At 67.5% G+C, this 17,385-nt stretch carries 14 protein-coding genes; 4 read left to right on the top strand and 10 right to left on the bottom strand.

The features are described from left to right. Positions 1–58: 58 nt before the first annotated feature. The 7 genes from leuC to TS85_RS02985 form a co-directional block, all read right to left on the bottom strand. Complete coding sequence (gene leuC, locus TS85_RS03015) at positions 59–1,504, bottom strand: 3-isopropylmalate dehydratase large subunit (protein WP_044330339.1); 1,446 nt, start codon at positions 1,502–1,504, stop codon at positions 59–61. Between the two features lie 112 nt (positions 1,505–1,616). Next, positions 1,617–2,183, bottom strand: coding sequence for a YcxB family protein (locus TS85_RS03010; protein WP_227698644.1), 567 nt, complete (start codon positions 2,181–2,183; stop codon positions 1,617–1,619). A gap of 55 nt (positions 2,184–2,238) precedes the next feature. Further along, entirely contained in the window at positions 2,239–2,922 is a 684-nt protein-coding gene (locus TS85_RS03005) for a hypothetical protein (RefSeq protein ID WP_044330338.1), read from the bottom strand. Positions 2,923–2,977: 55 nt separating this feature from the next. Beyond that, positions 2,978–3,628: a CoA transferase subunit B gene (locus TS85_RS03000; RefSeq protein WP_077228788.1), complete on the bottom strand. Its 651-nt coding sequence runs from the start codon at positions 3,626–3,628 to the stop codon at positions 2,978–2,980. Then, complete coding sequence (locus tag TS85_RS02995) at positions 3,628–4,674, bottom strand: HAD family acid phosphatase (protein ID WP_227698643.1); 1,047 nt, start codon at positions 4,672–4,674, stop codon at positions 3,628–3,630. Before TS85_RS02995 ends, TS85_RS03000 begins: the two co-directional genes overlap by 1 nt. Then, entirely contained in the window at positions 4,671–5,378 is a 708-nt protein-coding gene (locus tag TS85_RS02990) for a CoA transferase subunit A (RefSeq protein WP_044330336.1), read from the bottom strand. The genes TS85_RS02995 and TS85_RS02990 overlap by 4 nt, the downstream gene beginning before the upstream one ends. A gap of 274 nt (positions 5,379–5,652) precedes the next feature. After that, a complete protein-coding gene (locus tag TS85_RS02985) occupies positions 5,653–5,922 on the bottom strand; it encodes a hypothetical protein (RefSeq protein WP_044330335.1) in 270 nt (89 codons plus the stop codon). Between the two features lie 83 nt (positions 5,923–6,005). Between TS85_RS02985 and TS85_RS02980 the strand changes: the two genes are divergently transcribed. Continuing rightward, positions 6,006–7,658: a thiamine pyrophosphate-binding protein gene (locus tag TS85_RS02980; RefSeq protein WP_044330334.1), complete on the top strand. Its 1,653-nt coding sequence runs from the start codon at positions 6,006–6,008 to the stop codon at positions 7,656–7,658. A 636-nt stretch (positions 7,659–8,294) separates the two neighbouring features. Next, positions 8,295–8,534, top strand: coding sequence for a hypothetical protein (locus TS85_RS02975; RefSeq protein ID WP_044330333.1), 240 nt, complete (start codon positions 8,295–8,297; stop codon positions 8,532–8,534). Positions 8,535–8,630: 96 nt separating this feature from the next. On the opposite strand, the gene TS85_RS02970 is transcribed toward TS85_RS02975, so the two are convergent. Continuing rightward, positions 8,631–8,801 (bottom strand): CsbD family protein, encoded by a 171-nt coding sequence (locus TS85_RS02970; RefSeq protein WP_044330332.1) that lies wholly within the window; start codon positions 8,799–8,801, stop codon positions 8,631–8,633. 89 nt (positions 8,802–8,890) lie between these two features. On the opposite strand from TS85_RS02970, the gene TS85_RS02965 reads away from it, so the two are divergent. Beyond that, positions 8,891–9,487, top strand: a complete 597-nt coding sequence (locus TS85_RS02965) for a class I SAM-dependent methyltransferase (protein ID WP_044330331.1) — start codon at positions 8,891–8,893, stop codon at positions 9,485–9,487. 51 nt (positions 9,488–9,538) lie between these two features. On the opposite strand, the gene TS85_RS02960 is transcribed toward TS85_RS02965, so the two are convergent. Then, complete coding sequence (locus tag TS85_RS02960; RefSeq protein ID WP_227698642.1) at positions 9,539–11,173, bottom strand: rhamnogalacturonidase; 1,635 nt, start codon at positions 11,171–11,173, stop codon at positions 9,539–9,541. Between the two features lie 85 nt (positions 11,174–11,258). Here TS85_RS02960 and TS85_RS02955 point away from each other — a divergent pair, with 85 nt between their 5' ends. Continuing rightward, entirely contained in the window at positions 11,259–12,383 is a 1,125-nt protein-coding gene (locus tag TS85_RS02955) for an enolase C-terminal domain-like protein (protein ID WP_044330329.1), read from the top strand. Between the two features lie 163 nt (positions 12,384–12,546). Here the strand turns inward: TS85_RS02955 and TS85_RS02950 are convergent, their stop codons facing one another. After that, the gene (locus tag TS85_RS02950) at positions 12,547–17,337 is read right to left on the bottom strand and encodes an autotransporter domain-containing protein (RefSeq protein ID WP_044330327.1); all 4,791 of its coding nucleotides are present in this window, start codon (positions 17,335–17,337) and stop codon (positions 12,547–12,549) included. Between the last annotated feature and the right edge of the window lie 48 nt (positions 17,338–17,385).

The following is a 17,385-nucleotide window of genomic DNA, read 5'->3' as shown; positions in this document are numbered from 1 at the left end:
CGCTCAGCACGGTTCCGGCGATCAAGGCGATCAATACGCTCTTCACGGGCAATTCCCCTCATGCGTCCGCTGCCGCCATCAAATCCCTGACGTCGGTCAGCCGCCCCGTCACCGCCGCCGCCGCCGCCATTGCGGGTGAGACGAGGTGCGTCCGGGCGCCCGGACCCTGGCGTCCTACGAAATTTCTGTTGGAAGTTGAAGCACAACGTTCGCCCGGCGGTACTTTATCGGGATTCATCGCGAGGCACATCGAACAGCCCGGCTCGCGCCATTCGAACCCCGCCTCGATAAAGACCCGGTCGAGCCCCTCGGCCTCGGCCTGGCGCTTGACCAGCCCCGATCCGGGCACGACCAGCGCCTGCCGCACGCGATCCGCGACATGGCGCCCGCGCGCGACGGCGGCGGCGGCGCGCAGATCCTCGATCCGGCTATTGGTACACGAACCGATAAAGACATGCTCGATGGCGACATCCTGCATCGGCGTCCCCGCGGTCAGCCCCATATAATCGAGCGACTTCTGCGCCGCGACGCGCTTCGACGGATCGGCGAAGCTCTCGGGGTCGGGCACCGCGCCGGTGATCGGCACGACATCCTCGGGGCTGGTGCCCCAGGTGAGCGACGGCGCAATCTCGTCGGCGTGGAGCGTGACGACCTTGTCGTACACCGCCCCCGCATCGCTGGGCAGCGTCCGCCAATAGGCGACGGCACGCTCCCACGCCTCGCCCTCGGGCGCCATCGGGCGGCCCTTCAGATAGGCGAAGGTCTTCTCATCGGGCGCGATCAGCCCCGAACGCGCGCCGCCCTCGATCGACATGTTGGAAACGGTCAGCCGCCCCTCGATCGACATGGCGCGAATGACGTCGCCGGTGAACTCGATGACATGTCCCGTGCCACCGGCGGCGCCGATCCGCCCGATGATCGCCAGCACCACGTCCTTGGGGCTGACGCCATAGCCCAGCACACCGTCGACGCGGACCTCCATCGTCTTGGCCTGCGCCAGCAACAAAGTCTGCGTCGCCAGCACATGCTCGACTTCGGACGTCCCGATCCCGAACGCCAGCGCCCCCAGCGCGCCATGCGCCGAAGTATGGCTGTCGCCGCACACCAGGGTCGTGCCCGGCAGCGTGAAGCCCTGTTCCGGCCCGACGACATGCACGATCCCCTGCCGCGCATCGAGCGCGTCGATATAGGGCACGCCGAATTCGGCGACGTTGGTACGCAGCATCGAAAGCTGCTGCGCGCTGGCCGGATCGGCGATCGGCAACGCATTGCCCGCCGCATCGACTCGCGCCGTGGTCGGCAGGTTATGATCGGGCACCGCCAGCGTAAGATCGGTCCGCCGCACCGGCCGCCCGGCAGCCTTGAGCCCGGCAAAGGCCTGCGGGCTGGTGACTTCATGGACAAGGTGCCGATCGATATAAATCAGGCAGGTCCCATCGTCCCGGCGCTCGACGACATGGTCGGCCCAGATCTTCTCATACAGCGTGCGCGGTTGGCTAGACATGCGCGCGATCTAGTCCAATCGTGCGCAGAGGCAAGGCTGAACGCAATTTTATGCTGTCGATGGAACGCCGGCGCTTGGATTGCCCGATCGCGCTTCGCATTCGAAATCCAGGTTAATCGCGCAGGAACGCAGCAGTGTCTGGACTGCGCAAACGTGCCGCCTCGGTAAGCCGAGCCGTAGCTTCGGCGATGAAGGCACGTTCAACCTCAGGCGTGTTGAAAAACCGACGGGGAAGGATAATGGCGCTGCTTTGAACGAGAAAAACCCAGTATTTCCGGGTTTTATAGATGTCCGTGACGCAAGACCAACGCGCGGTCATGGTGAGGTCCACCGAATCATAGACCAGCGCTTCGGGCGTCAACCGAAACGTAAATGGGTGCTCATATGCCTGCCCGCGCTCGGCGAGGGCCCGTCGCATCATTGGGCCTGTAAGCCTTTGGACTATCAGTGAGCCCACCAAGGTACCGATGAAAGCAAACTCGACCGACACTGCAGCAGCGAACCAAGAACCCGATAACCCCGCTCCCACAGGGATACCCACCGCAAGGGTACAAATCAAAATGATCAGCATTATCTGGCGCGGCGACAAACCCCGTCGCGCCTTAATGTAGGCCAGTGCCGTTGCAGATTCGCCGGCAGCGATGAACCCCGTCACTTCCATAACAGCGACTTGGCCCATGTCTGCGATTGGCGCCAGCCCCTCGAAGCTGGGCGCAATGCCTGGACAAGCCCCATCACGCCGCGATCGGCACCGCCGCAGCCGCCGGCTCCACCCCATCCCCCGCATCGGGCCAATCGCTACGCCGCGCCAGCCACGGGCTCACGAACAGCGCAGGCAGCTTCACGAACAACAGCTCGGAATGGATGAAGCGGTCGATCGCCCGGTCGCGCCAGTTGGAAACCCGCATCCCATGCGCGGCGAGCCAGCCGTCATAGGGCGCCCAATGGCTCGGCTCGTCCTTCTCGATGATCGTGAAAATGCGCATCAGAATCTTGTCGCCGCGCACGATCGGGTGCCGGAGCAGGATATGCACCTGCCGGTGACCGCGCTTTTCGGTCAGCGCGATCACGCGGCACAGCTTCTCGAATTGCGCGTCCTCGGCGATGATCCGGTTGGTATCGAGCGCGTCGATCGTCCGCCCGAACACGATCTCGACGAAGCGGTCGATATGCCCGCACATCCGGTCGACCTTCAGCGGCATCACGCCGCGCAGTTCGAACCAGCGCTTGAACATCGCATAATGTTTGCGCTCGTCGGCGCGGTGCTTCTCGATCGCCGCGATCAGCGCCACATCCCCCGGCGCCCGCGCGCGCACTGCCGCCAGCACGCGGTCGATGCTCGTATAGCCGCGATGCTCGTTATAGAGGTAGATCGACCCGAGCAGGTCGAGATACCGGGTGCGCAGCGCAGTCAGCATCGCTGGACGCTAGGCCCGCCCCGGGGACGCGTCAACGCGGCCCCGGAAGCGCAAATCACGCCGCGACCAGCGCCACTTCATACTGCGCCGTCGTCTTCGCCGCGACCTCTTCAGCGGTCACGCCCGGCGCCAGCTCGATCAGCCGGAACGGGCTGGCATGGTCCACGCGCTGGAACACCGCCAGGTCGGTGATGATCATGTCCACCACGTTCCGGCCGGTCAGCGGCAGCGTGCATTCGGGAATGAATTTCGGGTCGCCGTTCTTCGACGTGTGCTCCATCACCACGATGATCTTCTTGACCCCGGCGACGAGGTCCATCGCCCCGCCCATGCCCTTGATCATCTTGCCCGGGATCATCCAGTTGGCGATGTCGCCGCCCTCGCTGACTTCCATCGCGCCCAGCACGGTCAGGTCGATATGCCCGCCGCGGATCATCGCGAAGCTGTCCGCCGAGCTGAAATAGACCGAGCTGGGCAATTCGCTGATGGTCTGCTTGCCCGCATTGATCAGGTCGGCGTCTTCCTCGCCTTCGAACGGAAACGGACCGATGCCGAGCATCCCGTTCTCCGACTGGAGCGTCACTTCATGCCCCTCCGGGATATGGTTCGCGACCAGCGTCGGGATGCCGATCCCCAGATTGACGTAGAAGCCGTCCTGCAACTCGCGCGCCGCGCGCGCCGCCATGTCGTCACGGGTCCAGGGCATCATTTCTTCTCCTGCGGGTCCGTCCAGCGCGTCTCTGGCGGAAAAATATCGTCCAGCCCGCCCTTGAGGCCGGAGCCGTAAACCGGGTTGGGCAGCATGAACCAGCCCGCGCCCCATAAGGGCGCCAGCGCGGTCTCGCTGGTCAGGTTGCGGCGCGCGCGCACGCTCGTCGCGGGGGCGTTGAACAGGTCGGTGAAATCGCCGAGCTGGTCGCCCGCCATTGCGACGACGCAATAGCGTTCGGCGATCTTCGCGCGGCGCGTATCCTTGCCGCTGGCCTCGCCATCGCCGCGCAGCCACAGCGTGTCGCCCAGCACGGCGGGGCCGAGCCCGGCATGGTCGAGCGCCGCGACCGTCTGCGCCGCGCTCGACGTCGCGCGGTTCGAATTGAAGATCACGGTGTAGCCGTCGCGACGCAGCGCTGCCAGCGTCTCGGCGGCGCCGGGGACCGCCGCGACCTTGTCGGCACCGGTCTGTTCCCACCGCGCCCAGCGTGCCGCGTCATAGCCGCCGCCGCGCGCCACGGCATCGGCTTCGAACCCCAAATTGAGCAACGCCGTCTCGTCGATGTCGAGCACCACAGCCTGTGGCAACGCGCCGCAGCGATAGAATCTGGGGTCCTCGATCGTCGATCCGGGCGCGAGCACCACCGATCGCGCATCGCGCTTGTCGCGCAAATGGCCCAGTTCGTTCCGCAGGAACGAATACATCGCGCGATAAGCCTGGACGCTCAGCGCCGCCGCTTCGCCCGATCCATAGAGATACTGCATCTCGGGCGGCGGCCCGGCGACGGGTTGGCCGCCGGGGGGCGGCAGCGCGGTGAGGCTGGTGATCCGGAGCGTCGATCCGTCGGGCGCAGTCACGACCTGTCCCGCCGCCACGGGCTCGGCGGGCTTGGGCGACTTGCGCGCCTTGTCGCGGCTGTCCTGCCGCGTCTTGTACAGCCCCGCCGCCGCGACTGCGGGCACCGCCGCCGCGACGCACCCCGACAGCAGCATCGAAGCCACTGCCGCGCCCAGCGTCACTTTGGCGGCGCGCGCGATCATGCCGCCTCGCGCGGCCGGACGGTGCGGAACTCGATCTTCTTGTCATAGGGGCTGCCGACGATCATCCGCTTCACATAGATGCCGGGCAAGTGGATCGTATCGGGGTCCAGGCTGCCCACCGGCACCACTTCCTCGACTTCGGCGACGCACATATGGCTCGCGGTCGCCATCGGCTGGTTGAAATTGCGCGCGGTCTTGCGGAAGATCAGGTTGCCGCTTTCGTCGGCCTTCCATCCCTTGATGATCGACACGTCGGCGCGGATGCCGCGTTCGAGGATATAGTCCTCGCCGTCGAAGGTCTTTACTTCCTTGCCCTCGGCGACCTGGGTGCCGACTCCGGTCTTGGTGTAGAAGCCCGGAATCCCCGCCCCGCCCGCGCGGCAACGCTCGGCCAGCGTGCCCTGCGGACAGAATTCCACTTCCAGCTCGCCCGCCAGATATTGCCGCTCGAATTCCTTGTTCTCGCCGACATACGAAGAGATCATCTTCTTCACCTGGCGGCTGCGGAGAAGCTTGCCGAGCCCTTCATTGTCGATCCCGGCATTGTTGCTCGCGATCGTCAGGTCCTTGACCCCCGAAGCCTGGATCGCGTCGATCAGCCGCTCGGGAATGCCGCACAGCCCGAAACCGCCGGCGCAGAGCGTCATGCCGTCGAACAGCAGCCCTTCCAGCGCTGCCTGGGCGTTGGGATAGAGCTTGTTCATGCGCGATTCTCCTGAGCTTGCGCCGGGCGATAGTCCCCCGCGCGCGGCGGGGTCAAGCGAAGCCGCAGGGGGTTCCACGCGGAGTGGACAGCGACCGCGATGGGCGAAGGCAGGTCCCGTCACGCCTTGCGTGGCGAGGACACCGACCATGCGAGCATGGCCGCGACGGCTTCACCCCGGACGTGAGCGCCGCGCACGTCCTCGCAATCACGGGTTTTTCTATCCAAGCCCACGGAATCGAGACGGAATCGAGATGGCCCGGGCGCTCTTGCGGTCAGGGTTCGAGATACCAGCCGCTCGAACGAGCACGCTCGCCGTGGCGCAACAACTCCTCGTTGGGGTCGCCCTTGACACGGACATACTGCCCGCGCTCGGCATCCCACTCCTCGACGGGCGGCGCTGCGTTTTCTTCGGCGCGCTGCCTGCCAACCTCGGCGGTGTGCGAATTCACACGCCGCATCTGGCGCCACATCGCACGCATAAGCAGGAAGGCGATGCCAAATACTATGGCAACTCCGGCGAGCGCTTTTAGTTGTTCCCCCATGCCGTCAATCTATCGCGTATCCATGCGATCGCAATACCCGCTTTGGGGTTAGCAAGCGTCCGCGCACTCGCTAGACAGGCCCAATGATCGCCAAACGTACCGGGGGCCGCGTCCTCGTCGATACTCTGGTCGCACAGGGCTGCGACCGCATCTTCCATGTGCCGGGTGAGAGCTTTCTCGCGGTGCTCGACGCGCTGCACGATACGCCCGCGATCGACGTGGTGACGTGCCGGCAGGAGGGCGGCGTCGGCTTCATGGCGTGCGCCGACGGCGCGATGACCGGGCGGCCCGGCATCGCCTTCGTCACGCGCGGCCCCGGCGCGACCAATGCCAGCATCGGCGTGCATGTCGCGATGCAGGATTCGCAGCCGATGATCCTGTTCATCGGCGACGTCGATCGCGGAATGCGCGACCGCGAAGGCTTTCAGGAAATCGACTTGCCCGCGATGTTCGCCCCGCTCGCCAAATGGGCGACTCGGATCGAGGACGCCGCGCGCATCCCCGAATATGTCGCGCGCGCGTGGAACGTCGCCACCTCGGGCCGGCCCGGGCCGGTGGTGATCGCGCTGCCCGAGGACATGCTGCGCGACGAGGTCTCGACGCCCGACCGCCCGCCGCTCCCCCGCATCGCGCAGGTCCCCGATCGCCACGCGATGCACGCGATGGCCGCGCTCATAAAGCAGGCCGAGCGCCCCGTCGCGATCGTCGGCGGCGCGGGCTGGACCCCCGCCACCGGCGCCGCCTTCGCCGCCTTTGCCGAGCGGATCGCGCTCCCCGTCGCCACCGCCTTCCGCCGCCAGGACGCGCTGCCCCCCGGCTGCACCGTCTATGCGGGCAATCTGGGCTACGGCCCCAATCCCAAGCTGGTGTCGCGGATCAAGGGCGCGGACCTGATCCTCGCGGTCGGCGCGCGGCTGGGCGAGGCGACCACCGACGGCTATACGCTGATCACGCCCGATCATCCCGGGCAGACGCTGATCCACGTCCATCCCGACCCCGCCGAGCTGGGCCGCGTCTACCGCGCCGATGTCGCGATCTGCGCCGACATGGCCAGCTTCGCGGCGGCGGCGACGCTGGAGGATGTGTCGCCGGTACGCGGCGGCGCGGCGGCGGCGGCGCATTCCGAATGGCTCGAATGGTCGACGCCGCAACCGCGCGAAGGCGCCGCGCTCGACCTCGGCCAGTGCGTCGCGGCGATGCGGGCGGTGATGCCGGGCGACACCGTGATCTGCAACGGCGCGGGTAATTTCTCGGGCTGGTGGCACCGCTATTGGCGCTATGGCGCGCAGCCGTCGCAGCTTGCCCCAACGGCGGGCGCAATGGGATATGGCGTCCCCGCCGCCGTCGCCGCCGCGCTGCGCTTCCCCGATCGCCAGGTCGTGGCGCTGGCGGGCGATGGCGACTTCCTGATGAACGGACAGGAACTGGCGACCGCGATCCAGCACGGCGCGAACCTCATCGTGTTGCTGGTCGACAATGGCGCCTATGGCACGATCCGCATGCACCAGGAGCGCGAATATCCGGCGCGGCTGTCGGGCACGACACTGCGCAACCCCGATTTCGCCGCGCTCGCCCGCGCCTATGGCGGCTGGGCCGAGACCGTCGAGACCACCGCCGACTTCGCCCCCGCGCTCGACCGCGCGCTGGCGGAACGCGGGGTGCGGCTGCTCCACCTCAAGACCGATGTCGAGATCATCTCCCCCGCGACGACGATTTCGCGGCTGCGCGGCGGCTAGGCCGTAATTCCCTAAACGACCGCTTTAGCCGAGGGGCCGAACGTGCGAGTGTGGTGGAAGGCAGTCGTTGACGATCAACACTGAGGCTCGCATACTTTCCGCATGAATCGTTCCGGTAAAAGCTGGCTGCCAAGCGCCGGAGCGGTGACCGGTGTGCTTGCAACGGTCGCGGTCTTCCTGTTCATCGGGTTTCCAATGATGGTGATCGTCCTACAATCAGGAGGGGGATGCGAGGGACGACCGAGCCCCTGTGAACCGGACGACACGGCTCTCTATGTTGCTTTGGCTGCGCTAACGTTTCTGCTGGCAGGAACGTGGTGGGGGGTGCGCAAGCTAGTCAATTTCTTCGCTGACGGAGGCTGAACCACCTCAACGAACGTCCACACATGGGGCGGACGTTGTCGTTACGAAATCCTCACCCGCCAGGGGGAGGTGGCGCCGAAGGCGTCGGTGGGGGCGGAAGCACCAACATAGCGACGTGCTTCCGCCCCCACCGTCAGGCTGCGCCTGCCACCGCCCCCTGGCGGGGAAGGATTGGAAAGACTGCGCTTGGACAGTAGCCGACACACCGCTTTTATCACCCCACAACCTAACCGCCCCGCGCCTCCGCTATAATGCGGAGAGAGGAGCGGGTGCATGGGCTGGCGGAGTTTCCATATCGGCAAGCAGGGCGATCGCGTCGCGATCAACGGCGTGCGCCTGTGGCAGAGCGAATGGCGCTGGATGGACGCGAAGACCGTCACCCTGCCCAACCCGCTCGAACCCGCGCAGGTCCAGTCGTTCATGATCTGCGAGACCGGCACCAACCGCCGCAGCGTGCGCTTCGCCGCGAGCAAGCTGCCCAGCCAGCTCTGGGCCTTCTACATTCCCGACTGAACGGAAGCGCATTCCAAAAGAAAGGGCCGCCCCGCAACACGGAACGGCCCTTGAGGCTAGGCGCGGTCGGCGCCTTTAGTATTTCCGGTCAGCGGATCAGATATCGTCGCCAAGCGCGCCCTTGACCTTGCCGCCGAGCTGCTGGCCCTTGCCCTTCAATTCCTGCGCAACGCCTTCGTCATGCGTCTCGGGGTTGTCGCTGTTCTGCTTGGCCTTGCCAATTGCTTCGTTGACATTGCCTTTGATCTTGTCGGTTAGCTCGCCCATGAAAATCTACTCCAAGTTGCGGACAGACGCGGGGGGTGCGCCTGTGGTACCGTCAGGAATAGAACGGCCATGTTGCCAGGGGGTTCCGGATGCCCGATCGGATTGCCGACCACTATGAACGTCATGCCGCAGCGTTCGACGCCGCGCGCGATCGCCGCTTCCCCGAACGCGCGTGGCTCGATCGGTTCCTGATGCTGGTCGCGCCGGGCGCGGATCTGCTCGATCTGGGGTGCGGCGGCGGCGAGCCGGTCGCGCGCCACCTGATCGATGCCGGGCGCCGGGTCCTGGGCGTTGATGCGTCCGATAGCCTGATTGCGCTCGCCCGCACGCGCTTCCCGGCCCAGCGCTGGCTCTGCGCCGACATGCGGACGGCGGCGATCGACGGCCACTTCGCCGGGGTGCTCGCCTGGGACAGCCTGTTCCACCTCGCCCCCGCCGACCAGGTCGCGATGATCGCCCGGATCGGCAATTGGCTCGCACCGGGCGCGCCGTTCCTGTTCAACACCGGCCCCGATCATGGCGAGGTCGTCGGCGCGCAGTTCGGCGATCCGCTCTACCATGCCAGCCTCGCCCCGTCCGCCTATCGCGCGCGGTTCGCCGAGGCAGGGCTGGTGGAGGTGGCCTTCGCGCACGAGGACCCGACCAGCGGCGGGCGGACGATATGGCTGGTGCGCAAGTCGGACTGATCCGGGCGGGCCGGCCGGCAATCCATCACTGCCACACCCTCACGCCCCACCCTACCCGATCAACGCGACCCGCCCGACCTCAACGTCGCTGCTCCCCATCGCCTTCACCGCCCCGCCGACAGGCGCGGAAGTCCGCACCCCCCCGATCTGCGCGCCCCTCACATCGTCCAGCACGATCGCCGGGCGCGCGTCGGGGCGTTCGGTCGTGAAGCTCACATCGGTCGCGGCGATTCCCCGCGCGTGCCGGACGTACAGGCCAAAGGCGGGCAGCGTTCCCATGAAGCTCGGCTCCAGGCTCGAATTGCGCCGCTCCGGCGGGACGCGGGCGGCGTCCTCGGCGGTGCCGCCGCCCGAGCAGCGGACATGGACGTTCGCGAGCGTCACGTCCTCGATCGCCTTGTCCTCGATGCCGACGATCCCGCACGGATAGCGCCCGTCGGCGCCCGATACATTGATGTCGGAGAAGCGCACGCGCCGCACCGTTCCCACCGGCGCCCCCTCGGGCGCGCGCTGTCTTGCGGAGAGCCGGACGAACAGCGGATGGTTGACGATGTTGCGCATCGTGATGTTGGAGAAGGTGACATCCTCCAGCGTGCCGCCATCGATCGCGCCCATCTGGAGTCCCCGACTGTTCTCGCAATTGCAGTCGGTCACCAGCACGTTTCGGAAACCGCCGACGCTGTCGGTGCCGAGCTTGATCCGCCCGAGCACGCCGACCTTGTCGGTCGAGAGGTAATCGGACATGCGATAGCTGCCGTCGAGCACCGACCCCAGCGCATAGCCGCTCGTCTTGCACCCGATCACCGTCACGTCCTCGCATACAATCCGGCGATTGAGCGCATAGGAGCTTTTCAGGCAGATCGCGTCGTCCTTGTGCGCGTTGACGACGCAATTGGAGATTCGGACGTTGCGGCAGCAGTCCACGTCGATGCCGTCGCGGTCGGTATCGACGGTGAGGTTGTCGAGCGTCACATTGCTGCACCCGAGCAGATACACCGCGAAATGCCCGCCCTGGAGCACGGTGAAGTCGCGCAGCACTATGTTGCGGCATTCCTTGAACGCCACCGCCTTGTTGCCGCGCCCCTGTTGCTCGCGTTCCGCCGGGTTGGTCAGCCGCGCCTGTTCGGGGGTGAGGCCGAGCGATTGCGGCGAGCGGAAGCCGGGCATGCCGTGCCAGCGCGGCCCCGGCCCTTCGCGCTCGAGCCCCAGCCCGTGGATCATCCCCTTGCCGATAATCGCGACATTGCTGGCGCCGTCGCCGTAAATCAGGCTGGTGTGGTTATGGTACACGCCGAAATCGGTGAACTGCTCCTCGAACGCGGCTTCGGGCAGGTCGTAGTGGCGGCCATGCGTGTCCGGGTCGGCGGCGACGATCACCGATCCGGCGGACAGGACCAAAGTGATATTGTCCTTCAGCCGGATCGAGAAGCAGAGATAGCGCCCCGGCGGGACGATCACCGTGCCGCCCCCGGCGCGCGCCGCGGCGAGGATCGCGCGGTTGATCGCGGGGCTGTCGATCGCCTTGCCGTCGCCCCGCGCGCCATAGTCGCGCACGTCGTGAAACCCGCGCAACGCCCCGCTCGCGCGCACCGGCATCGCGGCGGCGGCGAAGGCCGCGCCCAGCCCCAGGGTCACGGCGCGGCGGCCGAATTCTGCATTTGCCAGCAGCAATGGCGATGCGCCCACGATGTCCTCTCCCGATTTTGCGGTTGTCGCACGGGTGTAGCCGCCCTATCCTGTAAGACAAGTTTTATCGGGAGGGGAATGCGCGATGCGCATCGAGACGTTCGAGACCTGGATCTGCAATCGCCCCAAGGGCTTGTTCGACGAGGACCGCCAGGGCGCGGCGCCGATGCCGTGGAGCTATGGCGTCGGCAGGATCACGACATCGGACGGGATCGAGGGCATCGCCACCTTCTGGGCCGCGCGATCGGGCGCGGTGACCGACGCCTATCTCTCCGACGTGATCGCACCGGTGATCCTGGGCCGCAGCATCCATGATCGCGAGAAGATCTGGCATGATTTCTGGAACATCGATCGCCACGGCGCCTTTTTCCCGGTGTTCCTGCCCGGCCCGATCGACGTCGCGCTATGGGATGCCGCGGCGCGCACCGCGGGCCTGCCGCTGCACCAGTATATCGGCAGCTACCGCACCAGCCTGCCCGTCTATGCCAGCAGCCTGTGGCTGCCCGGCGTCGAGGACTATGTCCGCGAGGCGCTGGCGTACAAGGCGCGCGGGTTCAAGGCGTACAAGGTCCATCCGTGCGGGCCGAGCCGCCTCGACATGGAAATCCACGCCGCGGTGCGCGCCGCAGTGGGGCCCGAGATGGTGCTGATGAGCGACCCCGTCTCCGAATATACGCTGCACGAGGCGATCAAGGTCGCGCGGCACATGGAGAGCCTCGACTATTATTGGCTCGAAGAGCCGTTCCGCGACTATGAGCTCGACAAATATGCCAAGCTCAGCGCCGCGGTCGACATCCCGATCGTCGGCACCGAAACCACGCGCGGCGGCCCCTGGGGCGTGGCGCAGGCGATCCGCGACAACGCCGTCGACATGGTTCGCGCCGACGTGTCGTGGAAGGGCGGGATCACCGGCACGCTCAAGGTCTGCCACCTCGCCGAGGCGCATGGCATGAATTGCGAGCTGCACACCACGACGATGGGCCCGATGGACATCGCCAACGTCCATGTCGCCTGTGCGGTGCGCAACTCCGAATATTTCGAGCTGTTCGTGCCCGAAGACACCTTCCAGGTCCCGATGAAGCAGAGCCTGCGCGACTTCATGGATGCCGATGGCAACATCCACGCGCCGACCGGGCCGGGCCTGGGGATCGATATCGACTGGGACCTGGTCGACAATAACTGCGTGTCGCACCGCCGCTTCGGCGCCTGACGCGCGGGCGAAACCTGTTTGGAAATTCGCGAAAGAGCGAGTTTCAGGGCGGCACCTGCCCGCTCCCCCGCCCGGCCACCCCTAGAATATCGTCGTCGGGTGGCCGGGCGGGGGAGCGGGAAGGTGCCGGGAAATGCGCCAAAGCGCATTTCCAACCAGCCCCTCAGAACCCGATATTGGCCGCCACGCGGAAGCCGCTGTCGCCGCTTCCGCTGCCGATCCGGCCCGTATAGCCCGAGACGATCCGGATATTTGCAACGGGGCTCCAGACGAGATCGAGCCCGGCGGCTGCCGCGTCGCGCGACAGCGGCACCCCGCGGATGTCGAAGCCCGTGCCCCCGGCGACAAAGCCCTGCCGCAGGCTCGGCGTCGCGCCGTCCAGCCGGCGGAGCCACGCCATGTTGGCGCGCGCGCTCAGCCCTTCGACGATCGGCGTCTCGGCCCGCGCGCCGAGCTTCGAGAAGGTGAAGCTCGCGGTCCGCGCGGCGCCGCGCAGCGCCGCCGAACCGCCGGTCTCGGCAAAGGCATCGGTCTTCACGCGATAGCTCTCGAAGCCGACATAAGGCTGGAGCGAGCCGCCGCCGACCGCGAAGCCATGCCCGGCCTCGAGGAAGCTGTAGAAGGTGCTTCCGTCGTAATCGGCGCGCAGCCGCTCGTCCACGCCTGCGAACACGACGTGCCGGTCGATCCGCGTATCGGTCCAGGCATAGCCGATCCCGGCCCGCAGCGTGACCGGCCCGATAGTGCCACCGCCATAGCCGAGCAGGTGCAGCGTCTCGCTGCGCCCCTCGCTGCCATAGCGGGCCATGCTCAGCTCGGTGCGGGTATAGCCGCCCGCCAGCCCGACCCGCGCGCCGTCCAGCCCGAGATCGACTCCGCCGACGCCCCCCATGGTCGCACGGCGCAACGCCGCCGCGCCGGCATCGCCATCGTCGGTGCCGCGGCTCCCGATCATCGCGCCCCATAACCCGGACTTGGCCCCGTCGGCGAGCGTGCGGGTGAGCACCGCGTCCTCGACGATCCGGGCATCCTGGACCATGACCGTCGCCAGCGAGGCATGGACCTGCCCCGAAAGCTGGTCGAGCCCGGCACGCGCTGCGGCCTCGCTCGGCTCGAGCGTGATCGCGGCATAGGCGGCGTTCGCGGCGGTCAGCCCGGTCAGGCCGCGCGCCGTCGCGCGCTGGTTGGCGCTGGTCGCCAGCGCCGTCAGCCCGACCGCGCTGCGCGCGACATCGGCGAACAGGTTGGTCGACGAATAGACGAGGCGCAGTTCGAAATTGCCGCCGGGCTGCTCGACGACGCTGTAGCTGCCCGATAGCCCGCCGGCGGCGGAGAGCAGGGTGTAGCGCGTCCCGATCCCGCCGACACTGCCGACCAGCGCAAGGCGCGAGCCCTGCCCCAGCGTCGCGGTGCCGCCGATAACGATGCGGTCCGACAGGCCCGATGCCGTGACGGTCGCGACATAGGTCGATCCCGCGGTCTGCGCGAAATTGCCGGTGACGCTGAGCGTGCCGATCGCCGCATCGCCGGGCGCCACCGTCCCGCCGCTACCGATGCTGAGCGCGCCAACGGTTCCGGTGCCGCCCAGCGTACCGCCGACGACGCTCAGCCGCGCCGCCGAGCGTCCCGATAGCAGCAACCGGCCGCCGAGGATCGACGTGGTGCCGGAAAAGCCAAGCTGGTCCCCCATCGTCACGGTGCCCGTGCCCGCCTTCACCAGCGCGCCATTCCCTTGCAGGGCGCCGCCGAAGCTGCCGTCGAAATCCTGCTCGATGCGCAGCGTGCCGCTGTCGATAATTGTGCCGGTGAGCGAGATGGTGGTGCCGATCAGCGTCGCCCCGGCGGCGATCCCGGTTTCGGCGACGGGCAGCGCGCTGCCCAGCGTCCATGTGCCGCCCACGACGTCGAGCCGTTCGAACCCGGTGGCGGCGCCCTCGAACCGGCCCTGCCCCGTGGTCGAAAGCTCGATGCGGTCATAGCCCGCGCCGCCGTCGATGACGCCGCTCACGCCGGTGATCGCGCCGGTCTGCACGAAGACATCGTCGCCGCGACCGAAGCGGAGATTGCCCGCCAGCGTGCCGCCGTCCGCAACATAGCGGCTGCCCGGCACTGCCGCTGCCGCGGCGACGGCGAGGCTGGTCAGGCCCGTGACCGGGGCGGCGGGCGTCAGGCTGCTGCGCAACTCGACGTCGCCAACGATCGCGCCGCGGTTGATCACTTCGCCGCTCAGGCCCCAGATCGCGGTCTCGGACGCGCGGATGATGCCCCCGGCCTCGTTGACCACGCGGCCATCCGCGCCGAACTGGATCGCGATGTCGGCGCGGCTCTCGATCAGCCCGCTATTGGTGATGTCCGCCGATACATAGCCGCCGGAGATCGCCACCCCGTCGGTGACGATGGTGCCCGAATTGACGATCGTCTCCGCGGCATACACGCCGTACCCGCCCGACCCGGCGACATCGCTCAGCGTCCCGCTATTGATGAAGCTGCCGGCGCCGTACACGCCGTGTCCGCCGTCGATCCGGATCGTGCCGCTATTGGTCACCGTGCCGCCGCCGCAGATCGCCGTGGGTGCGTACCACGAATTTGGGCTGGCAGCGGTCGTGATCGACCCGGCATTCTCGAACGCCGCGCCCGCCGCCTCGACCGCGCAGCTGCCGCCGCCATAGGGCGAGTTCCCCAGCGCGAAGGCGATGCTGCCCCGGCTGATCACGCTGAGCGCGGCATTGTCGCCGCCCACGCCGTATCCGGGCGGGGCAATGCCGTTGAGCAGAGCCTCGGACGTCGCGCCGCTCAGGTCGATCGCAGCGGTGCCCGCGGTCGCCAGCGTCGCAGTGAAGTCGATCGTCCCCGTGCCGCTGAAGCCCAGCCCGGCGGACAGCGTGTCGGCCGCCGTCAGCGTCAGCCGCGCGCCATCGCGCACTTCATAGGCCACTGCCTCGAAGCCCGAGGGCACGGCGATCGCCGCGCTCTGGCTGGTGCCGGCGACATAGCGGATCGTGTCGACCCCCGCGCCCATATCGACTCCGCCCGTCGCCCCCGCGAGCGGCCGGTCCGCCGCGCCACCGAGATCGACGACGAGCAGGTCGTTGCCGCCGCCCATCCGCAGCGCGCCCTCGATCACGCCGCCCCGATCGATGAAGATATCGCCGGTCATGTCATAGCCGTTGCGCGTGAAATCGACGGTCCCCGCAAGCGTCCCGGCATTGCGGACCACCGAGCCATAGCTCGTCGCATTGCGGCCATCGATCGCGAGGCTGCCACCGCGCACGACGCCGCTCGCAAGATTGTCGAGCCGGAGATCGTCGGCGACGATCCCCGCCGTCCCGCCCTGGATCGTGCCGCTGTTGATCAGCCGTACCGAATAGGTCGACACGCCGGTCGTCGCACCCGAGATGGTGCCGCTATTGACCGAGGCTTCGCTGTCATGCCCGCGGAACAGCGTAGCGCCGGTGCCCCCGGTCGAGGTGATCGTGCCGCTATTGGCGAGCCGCGCATAATCGAGCGACGCGCCGGTGCCGGTGGCCGTGATGGTCCCGCTGTTGACGAGCTGCGCCGTCTGGCTGCCGCCGCTGACCTGCACGCCAATGCCGCCGTTCGAAACGACGCTGCCACTGTTGGTGAACGATCCCGGATAGACCCGGACCGCGGCGAGATAGGGGCTCGTGGCGGTCGCGGTGATCGATCCGCTATTCTCGACGTCCAGGCGGCTGTCATAGTTCGACCAGTTGGTCGTGATCGCCGATCCGGTCGTCACCAGCGTGGCGGTGTTGATCAGCCGCCCCGATCCCGTCGCGGTGATGCCGTTGGCGGTGCCGTTCGCGCTCGCGATCGTCACGGTCGAATTATTGGCGATCTGAAGCGACAATTGCTCGAAGCCCGTCGGCAGCGCGCCCTGGCCCAGCGTGGCGTCGGCGCTGATCCCGAGCTGGAGCAGGTCCACGCCGGCGCCGCCGTCGATCGTGCCGGTGACCCCCGCGACCCGGCCCGTCGCCGAATCGAACCGCACCTTGAGCGTGTCGTTGCTGCCGCCGAACTGGATGCTGCCGTCGATCGTGCCGGCGAGATTGTCGATCGTGCTGCCCGAATATTGGCCCGCGCCGGCGACAATCGATCCGGTGATCGTCCCCGCATTGACGATGCTGACCTGCGCGCTGGCACGGATCGCGACGCCGCCATTGGTGGCGATCACGCCGCCGGTGCGGTTCTCCAGATAGAGCACGCCGACCGAATCGATCGCCGCGCCGCTGCCGCTGTTGCGGATCGTGCCGCTGTTGGTGACGCTGACCGGGGTGCCCTGGATCGTGGCGAGGCTCGAATTCGACGCGATGGTGCCGCTATTGCTGACCAGCGCCTGGCTGGCACTGGTGATCGCGCTGCCGCTGCCGCCATCGATCAGCCCGGCATTGTCGATGTTCTGAAAGGTGCCGCTGATCCCGTTGATCGTGCCGGTCGCGCGATTGTCGATGCGCACGAAGGTCGTGCCCGCCTCCGCGACCAGCGCCGGGCCGGCGGTGCCGGTGAGCGATCCGGCATTGTCGATCGTCGCCTGGACATAATTGGTGCTGGTGCTTCCAATGTCGCTCCGGCGCCGAAGCAGGATCGCGGAACTCCCGCTGATCGCCCCGCCTTCCGCAATCGTGATCGTCGCCGAGCCCAACGGATAGGCGAGCTCGTACGGGCTCGGACAATAGCGAACCGCCACCCCGCCATAGGGATCGCACGGCACCAGTCTGGCCGGGCCGCTGCTCAGCACCATTCCGGGCACGCTTCCGCCGGCGATCGAGCCATATACGAGATAGGTGTCGGAATAGCCGGTGTTGACGATCGCGGCGGCGGCACCGCCCGGCAGCACCTGTGCACCCGCTTCGACGACGACGCGCGTGCTGCTGGTGGCGACCTCGAGCCCGTCCCCGTCGGTCCCGGTGCAATTGGTGGTGCCGCCCGCGGTCACGGGATCGGGGGTGCATTGGGCTGCGGCAGGGGGCGCAGTTGCTATCGC

Origin of the sequence: Sphingomonas hengshuiensis (assembly GCF_000935025.1) — a bacterium.
Classification (GTDB): domain Bacteria; phylum Pseudomonadota; class Alphaproteobacteria; order Sphingomonadales; family Sphingomonadaceae; genus Sphingomonas; species Sphingomonas hengshuiensis.
This window is presented reverse-complemented; position numbering and strand designations above follow the sequence as displayed.